Genomic DNA, 16,674 nt, shown 5'->3' on the forward strand with positions numbered 1-16,674 from the left:
ATATGACAGAACAAGCAATTTTTGACCGTATCGTGAGCATCATCCAAGAACGTCAAGGAGAGGACTTTGTAGTTACTGAAAACTTGAGTTTGAAGGATGATTTAGATGCTGATTCAGTAGATTTAATGGAATTTGTCCTAACAATTGAGGATGAATTTGGAATTGAAATCAGTGATGAAGAAATTGACCAGCTTCAAAGCATAGCTGATGTATTAAAAGCAATTAAAGAGAAAATCTAGAAGAAAGCAACATGCTAGTCGTGTTGCTTTTTATTTTGTACCTAAAATCGTTTACTCTATTGTAGAGATAAGAAAAGAGTTTGCCAGTTTCTTTACATTTTTAAATTGACATTCAATATACGTTCGTGAAATATTTGATTTTTGAAACCCGTTGTGTTAAAATGGTGTAAAACAATATGGAAGGCGAACTTTGAAATGTCCAAACAATTAATATATTCGGGAAAAGCAAAAGACATCTATACTACAGAGGATGAAAATCTTATTATCTCAAGCTATAAAGACCAGGCGACGGCCTTCAATGGAGTGAAGAAGGAGCAGATTGCAGGTAAAGGAGTTTTGAATAATAAGATTTCGTCTTTTATTTTCAAGAAGCTAAATGATGCTGGAGTGGAAACCCACTTTATTGAAAAGCTTTCAGATACTGAGCAACTTAATAAAAAGGTTGAGATTATTCCGCTGGAAGTGGTACTCCGAAACTATACGGCTGGCTCATTTTCAAAACGTTTTGGTGTAGATGAGGGTATTGCCTTGGAGACACCAATTGTTGAATTCTACTATAAAAACGATGATTTGGATGATCCATTTATCAATGACGAACATGTAAAATTCCTGCAAATTGCGGATGACCAGCAGATTGCATATTTAAAGGAAGAAACGCGTCGTATCAATGAACTCTTGAAAAACTGGTTTGCTGAAATTGGTCTTAAGCTTATCGATTTTAAGCTAGAGTTTGGTTTTGACAAGGATGGCAAGATTATCTTAGCGGACGAATTTTCACCAGATAACTGCCGTCTCTGGGATGCGGATGGCAACCATATGGACAAGGATGTTTTCCGTAGAGGTCTAGGTGAATTAACCGATGTCTACGAGATTGTTTGGGAAAAACTGCAGGCTTTGAAATAAGCTGATTGCTTTAGCCATACAAGGAATTGCAGAGAAGATTGCAAGAGCTGAAATAAAGGAATAAAAATTGATGAATAAACGTATTTTTGTTGAAAAGAAGGCTGATTTTCAGGTTAAGTCAGAGAGTTTGGTAAGAGAACTCCAGCACAACTTGGGACTGTCAACTTTGAAAAGTATCCGCATCGTGCAGGTTTATGATGTCTTTGATTTGGCAGAGGACTTGTTTGCACGTGCAGAAAAACATATTTTTTCTGAGCAGGTGACCGATACTGTTTTGGATGAAGCTGAGGTTAAGGCTGATCTTGAGAAGTATGCTTTCTTTGCTGTCGAAAGTTTGCCTGGTCAATTTGACCAACGTGCAGCATCTTCGCAAGAAGCTTTGCTTTTGCTAGGAAGTTCTAGTGAAGTGACAGTCAATACTGCCCAACTTTACTTAGTGAATAAAGATATCGATGCGACTGAACTAGAAGCTGTCAAGAACTACCTTCTCAATCCAGTTGATTCTCGTTTCAAAGATATCACTGTTGGTATTGCGAAACAGGATTTCTCTGAGTCTGACAAGACCATTCCAAATTTGGATTTCTTTGAAACTTATACGGCAGAAGATTTTGCCAAGTATAAGGCAGAGCAAGGATTGGCAATGGAAGTGGATGACCTTCTCTTCATTCAAGATTACTTCAAGTCTATTGGACGTGTGCCAACTGAGACGGAGCTTAAGGTTTTGGATACTTATTGGTCTGACCACTGCCGTCACACAACTTTCGAGACTGAGTTGAAAAACATCGACTTCTCAGCATCTAAATTTGAAAAACAATTGCAAGCGACTTATGACAAGTATATCGCTATGCGTGATGAATTGGGACGTACGGATAAACCTCAGACTTTGATGGATATGGCGACTATTTTTGGTCGTTATGAGCGTGCTAACGGTCGTTTGGATGACATGGAAGTGTCTGATGAAATCAATGCCTGCTCTGTTGAAATTGAAGTAGATGTCAATGGTGTCAAAGAACCATGGCTTCTCATGTTCAAGAACGAAACCCACAACCACCCAACGGAAATCGAGCCATTTGGTGGAGCGGCTACTTGTATCGGTGGTGCCATTCGTGATCCATTGTCAGGTCGTTCATACGTTTACCAAGCTATGCGTATCTCAGGTGCTGGTGATATTACAGCTCCGATTGCTGAAACTCGGGCTGGTAAATTGCCACAACAAGTCATTTCTAAAACAGCAGCTCACGGTTATTCTTCATACGGTAACCAAATTGGTCTAGCAACAACTTATGTTCGCGAATACTTCCACCCAGGCTTCGTCGCCAAGCGCATGGAGCTAGGTGCAGTAGTCGGTGCAGCTCCCAAGGGAAATGTGGTTCGTGAAAAACCTGAAGCTGGCGACGTTATTATCCTCCTCGGAGGGAAAACTGGACGTGACGGTGTCGGTGGTGCGACAGGTTCTTCTAAAGTTCAAACGGTTGAATCGGTTGAAACAGCTGGTGCTGAGGTTCAAAAAGGGAATGCCATCGAAGAACGTAAGATTCAACGACTTTTCCGTAATGGCCAAGTAACACGTCTAATCAAGAAATCAAATGACTTTGGTGCTGGTGGTGTATGTGTGGCTATCGGTGAATTAGCAGATGGTCTTGAAATCGACCTCAACAAGGTGCCTCTTAAATATCAAGGCTTGAATGGGACAGAAATTGCTATCTCTGAATCTCAAGAACGGATGGCAGTGGTAGTTCGTCCAAAAGATGTAGATGCCTTCATAGCAGCATGTAACAAAGAAAATATTGATGCTGTTGTGGTTGCAACTGTCACTGAAAAACCGAATCTCGTCATTCATTGGAACGGTGAGACTATTGTTGACTTAGAGCGTAGCTTCCTCGATACAAACGGTGTGCGTGTGGTTGTAGATGCTAAGGTGGTTGACAAGGATGTCAAGCTTCCAGAAGAACGTCAAACGTCTGCTGAAACCCTTGAAGCTGATACTCTTGAAGTCTTGGCTGACCTCAATCATGCTAGTCAAAAAGGCTTACAAACCATCTTTGATAGCTCAGTTGGTCGTTCAACTGTTAATCACCCACTTGGTGGTCGCTACCAAATCACACCAACGGAGGCTTCCGTACAAAAATTGCCAGTCCAACATGGTGTGACTCATACGGCATCAGTCATGGCGCAGGGCTTCAACCCATACATTGCAGAATGGTCTCCATATCATGGCGCTGCTTATGCGGTCATCGAAGCAACCGCTCGTTTGGTTGCTGCTGGTGCAAATTGGTCTAAGGCTCGTTTCTCTTACCAAGAGTACTTCGAGCGTATGGATAAACAAGCAGAGCGTTTTGGTCAACCAGTAGCAGCTCTTCTTGGATCCATTGAAGCTCAGGTTCAACTTGGGTTGCCATCTATCGGTGGTAAAGACTCTATGTCTGGTACCTTTGAAGAATTGACAGTACCGCCAACCTTGGTGGCCTTTGGGGTGACAACTGCAGATAGCCGTCAAGTTCTCTCTCCAGAATTTAAAACTGCGGGTGAAAATATTTACTATATTCCAGGTCAAGCTTTGGCACAAGAAATTGACTTTGAACTTATCAAGTCTAACTTTGCCAAGTTTGAAGTTATTCAAGCAACCCACAAAGTTACAGCTGCATCAGCTGTCAAATATGGTGGTGTCCTTGAAGCTCTTGCACTTGCAACGTTTGGGAACCATATCGGAGCTAATGTAACCCTTGAAAATCTTGAGACTGCCTTGACAGCTCAACTGGGTGGATTCGTCTTCACATCTCCGGAAGAAATTGCCGGTGTTGCCAAGATTGGACAAACAGCATCTGACTTTACACTTACTGTCAATGGTGTAACGCTTGATGGACACAAACTTGACAGTGCCTTCCAAGGTAAATTGGAAGAGGTGTACCCAACTGAATTTGTGCAAGCTACTGAACTTGAAGAAGTGCCTGCTGTGGCATCAGATGCTGTGATCAAAGCCAAAGAAACCGTTGAGACACCAGTGGTTTACATCCCAGTATTCCCAGGAACCAACTCGGAGTACGACTCGGCTAAGGCCTTTGAAAAAGAAGGTGCAAAAGTCAACTTGGTACCATTTGTTACACTGAATGAAGAGGCGATTGTCAAGTCTGTTGACACCATGGTTGACAATATTGAGAAAGCCAATATTCTCTTCTTTGCCGGTGGCTTCTCGGCTGCGGATGAACCAGATGGATCAGCTAAATTTATCGTTAATATCTTGCTTAACGAAAAAGTGCGTGCAGCTATCGATAGCTTCATCGAAGGTGGTGGGTTGATCATTGGTATCTGTAACGGATTCCAAGCTCTTGTCAAATCAGGTCTTCTTCCATATGGTAACTTTGAAGATGCAAGTAGCACCAGTCCAACCCTCTTTTACAATGATGCCAACCAACACGTGGCTAAGATGGTTGAAACACGTATTGCCAATACCAACTCACCATGGTTTGCCGGAGTAGAAGTTGGTGACATCCATGCCATCCCAGTATCACACGGTGAAGGTAAATTTGTCGTGACACCTGAGGAATTTGCAGAGCTTCGTGATAATGGTCAAATCTTTAGCCAATATGTTGACTTCGAAGGCAAACCGAGCATGGATTCTAAATACAATCCAAACGGATCTGTGAATGCTATCGAAGGTATCACAAGTAAGAATGGTCAAATTATTGGTAAGATGGGTCACTCAGAACGTTTCGAAGACGGTCTCTTCCAAAATATTCCAGGAAATAAAGACCAACACCTCTTTGCGTCAGCGGTTAAATACTTTACTGGGAAATAAGATTTGCAGATTTTCTAATAGATAGTATCAGTAAGGTAAAAGTTATGTAGTTCTAGTTCGTGATGATTGGAAAGGATTTATTTTGCGAGTGAAACGAGCTTCTACCGTATCATTCCGCTCTAGTATCGTTAAGGAATGATACACAAATAAAAATTAGGTATAAAAAATGACATACGAAGTAAAATCTCTTAATGAAGAATGTGGTGTTTTTGGTATTTGGGGTCACCCCGAAGCTGCTAAATTAACTTATTTTGGACTCCATAGTCTTCAGCACCGTGGTCAGGAGGGGGCAGGTATTCTCTCTAATGATCAAGGAAAACTGAAACGACATCGTGATATGGGGCTTCTATCAGAAGTTTTTAGAAATCCAGCGAAATTGGATAAACTGACAGGAGCAGGAGCTATTGGACATGTGCGCTATGCGACTGCTGGGGAAGCGTCTGTTGACAATATTCAGCCCTTCTTCTTTCGCTTTCATGATATGCAGTTTGGTCTTGCCCACAATGGGAATTTGACCAATGCTGCATCTCTTAAGACAGAACTAGAACAAAGAGGAGCAATTTTTAGCTCGACCTCTGATTCAGAGATTCTGGCTCATTTGATTCGCCGAAGTCACAATCCTAGCCTGCTGGGTAAAATCAAGGAAGCACTCAGTCTTGTTAAAGGTGGTTTTGCTTATCTCTTGATGTTTGAAGATAAGTTAATTGCAGCGCTTGATCCAAATGGCTTCCGACCTCTGTCAATCGGGAAAATGGCTAATGGAGCTGTAGTGGTTTCATCTGAAACCTGTGCCTTTGAAGTAATCGGTGCTGAGTGGATTCGCGACGTAAAACCAGGCGAGATTGTCATTATTGATGATAATGGCATCCAGTATGACAGCTATACAAACGATACTCAGTTGGCTATCTGTTCCATGGAGTATATCTACTTCGCACGTCCTGACTCCAATATCCATGGTGTCAATGTTCATACGGCTCGTAAGAGAATGGGAGTTCAACTGGCACGTGAATTCAAGTATGAAGCTGATATCGTAGTCGGGGTGCCAAACTCCTCTCTTAGCGCAGCTATGGGATTTGCGGAAGAATCAGGTCTACCAAATGAAATGGGGCTCATCAAGAACCAATATACCCAACGGACCTTTATCCAGCCGACTCAAGAATTACGCGAGCAAGGGGTCCGTATGAAACTGTCTGCCGTTTCTGGTGTGGTTAAAGGAAAACGTGTGGTCATGATTGATGACTCGATTGTACGAGGAACAACATCTCGTCGCATTGTCCAACTTTTGAAAGAAGCGGGGGCATCAGAAGTGCATGTCGCCATTGGTAGTCCTGCTCTTGCCTATCCATGTTTTTACGGGATTGATATCCAGACACGTCAGGAGCTGATTGCGGCCAATCATACGGTCGAAGAGACTCGCCAAATCATTGGTGCGGATAGCCTGACCTATCTTTCGATTGATGGCTTGATTGATTCTATCGGCATCGAAACAGATGCGCCAAATGGCGGTCTCTGTGTGGCTTACTTTGATGGGAAATATCCAACTCCTCTCTATGACTATGAAGAAGACTATCGTAGAAGTTTAGAAGAAAAAACGAGTTTTTACAAATAAAATTCCCCATTGAAGGAAAGGAAAAGGAATAAACAAATGACAAATAAAAATGCTTATGCGCAGTCTGGTGTGGATGTTGAAGCGGGTTATGAAGTTGTTGAACGTATCAAAAAACACGTTGCTCGTACGGAGCGTGCGGGTGTTATGGGAGCTCTTGGTGGTTTTGGTGGCATGTTCGACCTTTCAAAAACAGGTGTCAAAGAGCCAGTTTTGATTTCGGGAACTGACGGTGTTGGAACCAAGCTCATGCTTGCTATCAAGTACGGCAAACACGATACTATCGGACAAGACTGTGTGGCTATGTGTGTCAACGATATCATCGCTGCAGGTGCTGAGCCCCTTTACTTCCTTGACTACGTTGCAACTGGGAAAAATGAACCAGCTAAGCTAGAACAAGTGGTTGCTGGTGTGGCTGAAGGTTGTGTACAAGCAGGTGCAGCCCTCATCGGTGGGGAAACTGCTGAAATGCCTGGTATGTATGGCGAAGACGACTATGACTTGGCTGGCTTTGCTGTTGGTGTTGCAGAAAAATCTCAAATCATCGACGGTTCAAAAGTAGTAGAGGGAGACGTCCTTCTCGGACTTGCTTCAAGCGGGATCCACTCAAATGGTTACTCGCTCGTCCGTCGGGTCTTTGCGGACTATACAGGTGAAGAAGTATTGCCTGAGTTAGAAGGCAAGAAACTCAAGGAGGTTCTTCTTGAGCCAACTCGCATCTATGTTAAGGCTGTCTTGCCACTCATTAAAGAGGAATTGGTGAATGGGATTGCCCACATCACAGGCGGTGGCTTCATCGAAAATGTCCCACGGATGTTCTCAGATGATTTGGCTGCTGAAATTGACGAAAGCAAAGTACCAGTCCTTCCAATTTTCAAAGCCCTTGAAAAATATGGCCAAATCAAACACGAAGAAATGTTTGAAATCTTCAATATGGGTGTGGGGCTTATGCTCGCAGTTAGCCCTCAAAATGTAGAGCGTGTCAAAGAACTTCTTGACGAACCTGTTTATGAAATCGGTCGTATTGTGAAGAAAGATGGCGCAAGTGTGGTGATAAAATAATGGCTAAAAAGATTGCTGTTTTTGCTTCTGGAAATGGTTCAAACTTTCAGGTCATTGCAGAGCAATTTCCAGTAGAATTTGTCTTTTCAGATCACCGGGATGCCTACGTTTTAGAACGTGCCGAAAAGCTAGGGGTTTTATCTTATGCCTTTGAACTTAAAGAGTTTGAGAATAAGGCAGACTATGAAGGAGCCATCGTCGAACTCTTAGATGAGCACCAGATTGACTTGGTTTGTCTCGCAGGCTATATGAAAATCGTTGGCCCAACTTTACTAGCAGCTTATGAGGGTCGTATCATCAATATTCACCCAGCTTTTCTCCCTGAATTTCCAGGCGCTCATGGTATTGAGGATGCTTGGAATGCAGGTGTGGACCAGTCTGGCGTGACTATTCACTGGGTGGACTCAGGTGTTGATACAGGCCAAGTCATTAAACAGGTTCGTGTGCCAAGATTGGCTGATGACACTCTTGAGAGTTTTGAATTCCGCATCCATGAAACAGAATACCAGCTTTATCCAGAAGTTTTGGATAGTTTGGGAGTGGAGAGGAAGTAGAAAATGAAAGTAAGATATTTGGGTAAAAACGGGAAGGCAGCCCTTCTCTTGTCTGCATTTATCGCTTTTTTATCTGTTGTTTTTACTTGGGGTCTATTCAAAGATTCCATCAAAACGCATGATAGCGGTTGGATGTCAGTAAGTGGAAATAGCTATATCAGTATTAGTTATATTGATCCCAATCCAATCAAGACAGATATCGATGGCACCAATCTCTATATAGCAGGTTATAGCCTATCAGAGCAACTGACTAATTATTTTGTCCTTCAGGCAGATCCAAATAAAGACGAGACTAAGACTCTCTTGGCCAATGCGGATCAGTTACAACAAAATCCTCAGAGGGTTTTGGGGAGCAGAAATGGATCCAAGCCCAATCCAACAATCCAAGCGGTTGTCAAGGAAGTGAGTGAGTCTCCTGATGTCGATAAGGAAATTCGTTTGTACTTTGAAGATGATTATTTTTCAATCACAGACCTTGAGGATCAATTCCAAAGTTCTTTAATCGCTTTTGGGGTTGGAACTCTGATTTATCTAGTCTTTGCAACGGCTCCAAATATCTATATTTTCATTCAATGTCGACGTGCCAAACATCAAGCTAAAGAATTTTTTGCCCTCTATCCTGAATTGATGGATCAACTCCAAAGCATGGAGTCTGGGGCTTCTTATCTAGATCGAAAAGTTGGCCTAGCTATTTATAAAGATCATTTAGTATCATTTGGCCAAAGCTTCGGTATAATCGATTTGCGAAAGGCTAAGAAAATCGTCATTGCCAACTCAAGTAGATACTATTCTATCAATCCCCTCTTCCTCTTACTTGCCTTTTTGTCTCGTTCATCAAGTTTAGTAGCCTTGGGGGCAAAAGGTAAGAGTAAACAAACTGTCGAAGTCGCTCATCGAATCAACAAACAGGATGCAAGTTATGACTTTGTCCAAGGGATTCAGGCATACTCTGACGATATAGATATTAGTTTTCAATAATGAATAAAAAGAAAAAGAGAAATTTATGACTAAATGGAAAGAATGGCTATTGCTCATCTTACTTGCAATCTGCCTGCGCTTGGCTGTTAATCTTGTCTTACCGGATCTTCCTAATGAAGGTAAGTTTATAATAACAGTACTGGTTGGGATTGGGGTCATCCTAATGGTCGCCATACTTGGCAAAAAGAAACAGTAGGCTTTTTGACCTTAGTTGTCAAGCCACTTAAAAAATGAAAAGAGAAATGAACATGACTAAACACGCACTAATTAGCGTCTCAGATAAAGCGGGCATTGTTGAATTTGCCCAAGAACTCAAGAAACTCGGTTGGGACATCATCTCGACAGGTGGTACCAAAGTGGCCCTTGACAATGCTGGGGTGGAGACTATTGCGATCGATGATGTGACTGGTTTCCCAGAAATGATGGATGGTCGTGTGAAGACCCTCCATCCAAATATCCACGGTGGCCTTCTTGCTCGTCGCGACCTCGATAGTCACCTAGAGGCTGCTAAGGACAATAAGATCGAATTGATCGACCTTGTGGTGGTTAACCTTTACCCATTCAAGGAAACCATCCTCAAACAAGATGTGACCTATGCGGATGCCGTTGAAAACATTGATATCGGTGGTCCATCTATGCTTCGTTCAGCAGCGAAGAACCACGCTAGCGTGACCGTTGTTGTAGACCCTGCTGACTATGCTGTTGTGCTTGACGAATTGTCAGCAAACGGCGAAACCTCTTACGAAACTCGCCAACGGTTAGCAGCAAAAGTTTTCCGTCACACAGCGGCTTATGACGCCTTGATTGCAGAATACTTCACAGCTCAAGTGGGTGAAAGCAAACCTGAAAAACTCACTCTGACTTATGACCTTAAACAACCAATGCGTTACGGTGAAAATCCTCAACAAGATGCCGATTTCTATCAAAAAGCCTTGCCAACGGATTACTCCATTGCATCAGCGAAACAGCTCAACGGTAAGGAATTGTCCTTCAACAATATTCGCGATGCAGACGCTGCTATCCGTATTATTCGCGATTTCAAAGAACGTCCAACGGTTGTAGCTCTCAAACACATGAATCCATGTGGAATCGGTCAAGCTGATGACATCGAGACTGCTTGGGACTACGCTTATGAGTCTGACCCAGTTTCTATCTTTGGTGGAATCGTCGTTCTTAACCGTGAGGTAGATGCTGCGACAGCTGAGAAGATGCACGGCGTTTTCCTTGAAATCATCATCGCACCAAGCTATACGGATGAAGCACTAGCTATTTTGACCAACAAAAAGAAAAACTTGCGCATTCTTGCCTTGCCGTTTGACGCACAAGATGCTAGTGAAGTGGAAGCAGAATACACAGGTGTTGTCGGTGGGCTCCTCGTTCAAAACCAGGACGTGATCAAAGAAAGCCCAGCTGACTGGCAGGTGGTAACCAAACGCCAACCAACCGAGATAGAAGCAACCGCCCTTGAGTTCGCTTGGAAAGCTATCAAGTATGTCAAATCAAACGGTATCATCGTAACTAACGACCACATGACATTGGGTGTTGGGCCAGGTCAAACTAACCGTGTGGCCTCTGTTCGTATTGCCATCGACCAAGCCAAAGACCGCCTTGACGGCGCTGTTCTTGCTTCAGATGCCTTCTTCCCATTTGCGGATAACGTGGAAGAAATCGCTAAGGCAGGGATCAAGGCCATCATCCAGCCAGGTGGATCAGTACGAGACCAAGAGTCTATCGAAGCTGCTGATAAATACGGCTTGACTATGGTCTTCACAGGCGTGAGACATTTTAGACATTAAGAAAATAAAAGGGAAGAAAACAGTTTCTTTCCTTTTTTTGCTTTAAAAGCGAAACGAAACAAGATTAAAACGAACGTTTATGGTATAATATTAGTAAATAATTCGCAAAAGAGGTTGAAAGATGAAGCTGTTAGTTGTCGGCTCGGGTGGCCGTGAACATGCCATTGCTAAGAAGTTGCTTGAGTCAAAAGACGTTGAAAAAGTCTTTGTAGCTCCTGGGAATGACGGGATGACTCTGGATGGTCTGGAATTGGTAAATATCTCTATTTCCGAACATTCTAAATTGATTGAGTTTGCAAAAGCCAACGATATTGCTTGGTCCTTTATTGGTCCAGATGACGCCCTTGCGGCTGGGATTGTGGATGAGTTCAATGCAGCTGGTCTCAAGGCTTTTGGTCCGACTAAAGCTGCGGCTGAGCTGGAGTGGTCCAAGGATTTTGCTAAGGAAATCATGGTCAAATACGACGTTCCGACAGCAGCCTATGGGACCTTCTCAGATTTCGAGGAAGCCAAGGCCTATATCGAAGAAAAAGGCGCTCCAATCGTAGTCAAGGCAGACGGTTTGGCCCTTGGGAAAGGTGTCGTCGTTGCGGAGACAGTCGAGCAAGCAGTAGAAGCCGCTCACGAGATGCTTTTGGACAATAAATTCGGAGACTCAGGTGCGCGTGTGGTTATCGAGGAATTCCTTGACGGGGAGGAGTTCTCACTCTTTGCCTTTGTCAATGGTGACAAGTTCTATATCATGCCAACGGCTCAGGATCACAAACGTGCTTATGATGGCGACAAGGGGCCCAACACTGGTGGGATGGGTGCCTATGCGCCAGTTCTTCACTTGTCACAGAGCGTGGTTGACACAGCGGTTGACACCATTGTCAAGCCAGTCCTCGAAGGCATGATTAAAGAAGGTCGTCCTTATCTTGGTGTACTTTATGCCGGTCTTATCTTGACAGCTGATGGGTCCAAAGTCATCGAGTTCAACGCTCGTTTTGGAGATCCTGAAACGCAAATCATCTTGCCTCGTTTGACATCTGACTTTGCACAAAATATTACTGATATCCTCGATGGCAAGGAGCCAGCTATTACTTGGACGGATAAGGGTGTGACACTAGGTGTGGTTGTAGCATCAAACGGCTACCCACTCGCTTATGAGAAAGGTGTCAAGCTTCCTACCAAGACAGAAGGCGACATCATCACTTACTATGCCGGAGCTAAATTTGCTGAAAATGGGCAAGACCTTCTTTCAAACGGAGGCCGTGTTTACATGCTGGTTACCACAGCTGATACCGTCAAAGACGGCCAAAACACCATCTACAGCCAACTCGACAAACAAAACACAGAAGGCCTCTTTTATCGTACGGATATCGGAAGCAAGGCAATTAGATAAAGATATAAGAAAAGGCGACGCAGTCGCCAAACACGACAATGGTCGCCGTGGTGAAAAGACCAGAACAGTATCTGTTCTGGTCTAGGGAAAATTTGAGACCTTAGGCTCAAATTTTAGGAATGAAACCGAAGGTTTGCTTCCGTCCCCACACCTAAGACCATTATCAAAAAAGAAGAAAAAGGAAAAATTATGACTAAACCAATTATTTCCATCATCATGGGCTCAAAATCCGACTGGGCAACCATGCAAAAAACAGCAGAAGTCCTAGACCGCTTCGGTGTAGTCTACGAAAAGAAAGTTGTCTCTGCCCACCGCACACCTGACCTCATGTTCAAACATGCTGAAGAAGCACGGAGTCGTGGTATCAAGGTCATTATTGCAGGTGCGGGTGGCGCTGCTCACTTGCCAGGTATGGTAGCTGCCAAAACAACCCTTCCTGTCATTGGTGTACCAGTCAAATCACGTGCTCTTAGTGGTGTGGACTCGCTCTACTCTATCGTTCAGATGCCGGGCGGAGTGCCTGTTGCGACCATGGCTATTGGTGAAGCAGGTGCGACAAATGCGGCTCTATTTGCCCTCCGTCTCTTGTCAGTAGAGGATCAGGCTATCGAGACAGCTTTGGCAGATTTCGCAGAAGAACAAGGAAAAATTGCAGAGGAGTCTACAAATGAGCTCATCTAAAACAATCGGAATTATCGGTGGCGGTCAGCTGGGTCAGATGATGGCCATTTCTGCTATCTACATGGGGCACAAGGTTATCGCTCTAGATCCAGCAGCGGATTGCCCGGCCTCCCGTGTGGCGGAAATCATCGTGGCGCCTTATAATGATGTGGACGCCCTCCGTCAGTTGGCAGAGCGTTGCGATGTCCTGACCTATGAGTTTGAGAATGTCGATGCTGACGGTTTGGATGCCGTTATCAAAGACGGTCAGCTCCCACAAGGAACAGACCTACTTCGCATTTCCCAAAACCGGATTTTTGAGAAGGACTTTCTTTCCAACAAGGCTCAAGTCACTGTGGCCCCATACAAGGTCGTGACTTCAAGCCAAGACTTGGCAGATATTGACCTATCGAAAAACTATGTTCTCAAGACTGCGACTGGTGGCTATGATGGGCATGGACAAAAGGTCATTCGCTCAGAAGCAGATTTAGAAGAAGCCTATGCACTAGCGGATTCAGCAGATTGCGTTTTAGAAGAATTCGTCAATTTCGACCTTGAAATTTCTGTCATTGTATCAGGAAATGGCAAGGACGTGACAGTTTTCCCGGTTCAGGAAAATATCCACCGCAACAATATCCTGTCTAAGACCATCGTGCCAGCTCGCATTTCAGAAAATCTAGCTGAAAAAGCCAAAGCTATGGCTGTGCGAATCGCAGAACAACTCAACTTGTCTGGAACCCTTTGCGTGGAAATGTTTGCAACAGCTGATGACATCATCGTCAATGAAATTGCCCCGCGTCCACATAACTCAGGGCACTACTCTATTGAAGCCTGCGACTTCTCGCAGTTTGATACCCATATTTTAGGTGTTCTGGGAGCACCATTGCCAGCTATCCAACTACATGCCCCAGCAGCTGTCATGCTTAATGTTCTCGGCCAGCATGTCGAGGCTGCTGAAACATATGTGACAGAAAATCCAAGCGCCCACCTTCACATGTATGGTAAAATAGAAGCGAAGCACAACCGCAAGATGGGACATGTGACTTTGTTTAGTGATGTACCAGATGAGGTTGAGGAATTTGGGAAAGGGATTGATTTTTAAGTGAAAATAGCGATTCTAGGACTTGGAGTGATCGGGACTACTTATGCCTATGCTTTTCAAAAAGCAGGTCATCAAGTGGAACACGTACTGAGAGATAGTAAGAAAAACAATGCTCCCAAGGAGTTGTTGGTTGATCTGCTAGATGGCCGTTATCATTCCAAAGGTGAGAACAAACACGACACCTATGAGGTTCATGTGGCGGAAACTGATTCGGAATATGATTTTATTTTTCTGAGTGTGCGTCATGGGTTTGTCAAAGAAGCTGTGGAAACCTTGCGAAAAAATAATATCAAAGGCACACTTGTTTTCTTCTGTAATTTCTGGGATACTCGAAAAGAGGTACAGGAGTGGGCAGGAGATTACGACTATATTCTGTCTTTTCCGACAGCGGGTGGTCATATGCAGGAGGACCATTTAGATGGCGTCTTGTTTGACCATTTAATGCTAGAAGGTGAGCAAAGAGCACAGATCTCTAACTATGCTGATTTGACGGCTTTACTGACTTCTGCAGATTTGAAGTGGGAAGTTCCTCATGATATGGTCGAGTGGATTTGGATTCACATGGCGATTAATGCAGGTGTCACTTCGACAGCTGCACGTTCAGGGAATCTGGAAAACCCAGAAGAATTGGCTTTGAACTTGATGAATAGTTCTTCGGAATTATCATTGGCCATCAAGGCCATTCGAGAGGCTTTGAAAGTCGTAGAAGCACGTGGTGTAAATTTGAAGCTTTATAAAGCTGAACTCTTACCTTACAAAATTCCCTCATGGATTGCAGGAAAAGCCATGAAAATCATGTTTGCGAAAAATGAGTTGACACGAAAAATTATGACCTTGCACAATGATAAACAGGACATCTTCTACTGTTGTCAAAGTGTTTATCAGACCGGTCAGGAGTTAGGTGTGAAGATGCCTATTCTGGAAGCAAATATGAAGGGCATTTCGGTTTAGGAGGTTTTATGCTTCAACTCATCGTCAACGCATTTGTCGAAAAAGAGAAGACTGGAGCAGTCGTCGAAGTCTTGTATGCTAGTAGCGATCACGAAAAAGTGAAAGCTAAGTATGAAGAGCTAGTTGAAAAACACCCTGAAAACTATTTAGCCATCTACGATTTACCGCTGGATACGGATTTTAATACACCGAATCATTATCCATCTGTATGGATTGGGAAAGAAGAATTTGAATAAAGTGATGACCACTTGCTAACTGATGTGAAACATCAACAGAAAGGAAAAGAAAACATGATTGATAGATATAGCCGCCCAGAAATGGCGAACATTTGGAGTGAAGAAAATAAATACCGTGCTTGGCTTGAGGTGGAAATCTTGGCTGACGAGGCATGGGCTGAGTTGGGGGAAATCCCTAAGGAAGATGTGGCTTTGATTCGCGAGAAAGCGGACTTTGACATCGACCGTATTTTGGAAATCGAGCAGGAGACGCGCCACGACGTAGTGGCTTTCACACGTGCGGTTTCTGAGACGCTTGGTGAAGAGCGTAAGTGGGTTCACTATGGTTTGACTTCTACTGATGTGGTGGATACGGCCTACGGTTACCTTTACAAGCAGGCCAACGACATCATTCGTCGTGACCTTGAAAACTTCACTAACATCATCGCTGAAAAGGCAAAAGAACACAAGTTCACTATCATGATGGGTCGTACTCACGGGGTGCACGCTGAGCCGACGACTTTTGGTCTCAAGCTTGCGACTTGGTACAGCGAAATGAAGCGTAACATCGAGCGTTTCGAGCATGCGGCTGCAGGTGTGGAGGCTGGTAAAATTTCTGGTGCGGTTGGGAACTTTGCTAATATCCCACCATTCGTTGAAAAATACGTCTGCGACAAATTGGGTATCCGTGCTCAAGAAATCTCTACACAGGTCCTTCCTCGTGACCTTCACGCTGAGTACTTTGCAGTTCTTGCTAGCATCGCAACTTCTATCGAGCGTATGGCAACGGAAATCCGTGGTCTTCAAAAATCTGAGCAACGCGAAGTAGAAGAGTTCTTTGCTAAAGGGCAAAAAGGGTCTTCAGCAATGCCCCACAAACGCAATCCAATCGGTTCTGAAAACATGACAGGTTTGGCGCGTGTTATCCGCGGTCACATGGTAACAGCTTATGAAAACGTAGCCCTTTGGCACGAACGTGATATCTCTCACTCATCAGCAGAGCGCATCATCACACCAGATACAACCATTTTGATTGACTACATGCTCAACCGTTTTGGCAATATCGTCAAGAACTTGACCGTCTTCCCAGAAAATATGATCCGCAACATGAACTCAACCTTCGGTCTTATCTTTAGCCAACGTGCTATGTTGACCTTGATTGAGAAAGGTATGACCCGTGAGCAAGCTTATGACTTGGTGCAACCGAAAACAGCCTACTCTTGGGACAACCAAGTAGACTTTAAACCACTTTTGGAAGCCGATCCAGAAGTAACATCACGTCTGACTCAAGAAGAAATCGACGAAATCTTCAACCCAACTTACTACACCAAACGAGTGGATGAAATCTTCGAACGCATCGGTTTGGGTGACTAATCATAAATCAAAAAAGCGAGAGTGTATCTCGCTTTTAAAGTGCTCACTTATTTA

At 43.8% G+C, this 16,674-nt stretch carries 15 protein-coding genes; all 15 read left to right on the forward strand.

Going from position 1 to position 16,674, the window contains the following annotated elements; all coding sequences use genetic code 11:
- Window positions 1–2 precede the first annotated feature (2 nt).
- Window positions 3–239: an acyl carrier protein gene (locus tag BQ2679_RS01165; RefSeq protein WP_075565308.1), complete on the forward strand. Its 237-nt coding sequence runs from the start codon at window positions 3–5 to the stop codon at window positions 237–239.
- A 195-nt stretch (window positions 240–434) separates the two neighbouring features.
- On the forward strand, window positions 435–1,142 hold the full coding sequence (purC, locus tag BQ2679_RS01170) for a phosphoribosylaminoimidazolesuccinocarboxamide synthase (protein ID WP_075565310.1): 708 nt from the start codon (window positions 435–437) through the stop codon (window positions 1,140–1,142).
- A gap of 70 nt (window positions 1,143–1,212) precedes the next feature.
- Window positions 1,213–4,938, forward strand: coding sequence for a phosphoribosylformylglycinamidine synthase (locus tag BQ2679_RS01175; protein WP_075565312.1), 3,726 nt, complete (start codon window positions 1,213–1,215; stop codon window positions 4,936–4,938).
- Window positions 4,939–5,104: 166 nt separating this feature from the next.
- Window positions 5,105–6,547, forward strand: coding sequence for an amidophosphoribosyltransferase (gene purF / locus BQ2679_RS01180; RefSeq protein ID WP_075565314.1), 1,443 nt, complete (start codon window positions 5,105–5,107; stop codon window positions 6,545–6,547).
- A gap of 36 nt (window positions 6,548–6,583) precedes the next feature.
- Window positions 6,584–7,606, forward strand: a complete 1,023-nt coding sequence (gene purM / locus BQ2679_RS01185) for a phosphoribosylformylglycinamidine cyclo-ligase (protein ID WP_075565317.1) — start codon at window positions 6,584–6,586, stop codon at window positions 7,604–7,606.
- Window positions 7,606–8,160 carry a phosphoribosylglycinamide formyltransferase gene (purN, locus tag BQ2679_RS01190; RefSeq protein ID WP_075565319.1) on the forward strand — a complete coding sequence of 185 codons (555 nt, stop codon included), beginning with the start codon at window positions 7,606–7,608 and terminating at the stop codon, window positions 8,158–8,160. Before purM ends, purN begins: the two co-directional genes overlap by 1 nt.
- Before the next feature lie 3 nt (window positions 8,161–8,163).
- The gene (locus tag BQ2679_RS01195) at window positions 8,164–9,138 is read left to right on the forward strand and encodes a hypothetical protein (protein ID WP_075565322.1); all 975 of its coding nucleotides are present in this window, start codon (window positions 8,164–8,166) and stop codon (window positions 9,136–9,138) included.
- A 25-nt stretch (window positions 9,139–9,163) separates the two neighbouring features.
- Window positions 9,164–9,334: a hypothetical protein gene (locus BQ2679_RS10805; RefSeq protein ID WP_159427229.1), complete on the forward strand. Its 171-nt coding sequence runs from the start codon at window positions 9,164–9,166 to the stop codon at window positions 9,332–9,334.
- Between the two features lie 52 nt (window positions 9,335–9,386).
- Window positions 9,387–10,934: a bifunctional phosphoribosylaminoimidazolecarboxamide formyltransferase/IMP cyclohydrolase gene (gene purH / locus BQ2679_RS01200; protein WP_075565324.1), complete on the forward strand. Its 1,548-nt coding sequence runs from the start codon at window positions 9,387–9,389 to the stop codon at window positions 10,932–10,934.
- Window positions 10,935–11,055: 121 nt separating this feature from the next.
- On the forward strand, window positions 11,056–12,318 hold the full coding sequence (gene purD / locus BQ2679_RS01205; RefSeq protein ID WP_075565326.1) for a phosphoribosylamine--glycine ligase: 1,263 nt from the start codon (window positions 11,056–11,058) through the stop codon (window positions 12,316–12,318).
- Between the two features lie 189 nt (window positions 12,319–12,507).
- Complete coding sequence (purE, locus tag BQ2679_RS01210) at window positions 12,508–12,999, forward strand: 5-(carboxyamino)imidazole ribonucleotide mutase (protein ID WP_075565332.1); 492 nt, start codon at window positions 12,508–12,510, stop codon at window positions 12,997–12,999.
- A complete protein-coding gene (gene purK / locus BQ2679_RS01215; RefSeq protein WP_075565335.1) occupies window positions 12,986–14,080 on the forward strand; it encodes a 5-(carboxyamino)imidazole ribonucleotide synthase in 1,095 nt (364 codons plus the stop codon). The genes purE and purK overlap by 14 nt, the downstream gene beginning before the upstream one ends.
- On the forward strand, window positions 14,081–15,031 hold the full coding sequence (locus tag BQ2679_RS01220; protein WP_075565337.1) for a ketopantoate reductase family protein: 951 nt from the start codon (window positions 14,081–14,083) through the stop codon (window positions 15,029–15,031).
- An 8-nt stretch (window positions 15,032–15,039) separates the two neighbouring features.
- A complete protein-coding gene (locus BQ2679_RS01225; protein ID WP_075565345.1) occupies window positions 15,040–15,267 on the forward strand; it encodes a phosphoribosylaminoimidazole carboxylase in 228 nt (75 codons plus the stop codon).
- Window positions 15,268–15,321: 54 nt separating this feature from the next.
- Window positions 15,322–16,620 (forward strand): adenylosuccinate lyase, encoded by a 1,299-nt coding sequence (purB, locus tag BQ2679_RS01230; protein WP_075565348.1) that lies wholly within the window; start codon window positions 15,322–15,324, stop codon window positions 16,618–16,620.
- Window positions 16,621–16,674 lie beyond the last annotated feature (54 nt).

Origin of the sequence: Streptococcus timonensis, assembly GCF_900095845.1 — a bacterium.
Classification (GTDB): domain Bacteria; phylum Bacillota; class Bacilli; order Lactobacillales; family Streptococcaceae; genus Streptococcus; species Streptococcus timonensis.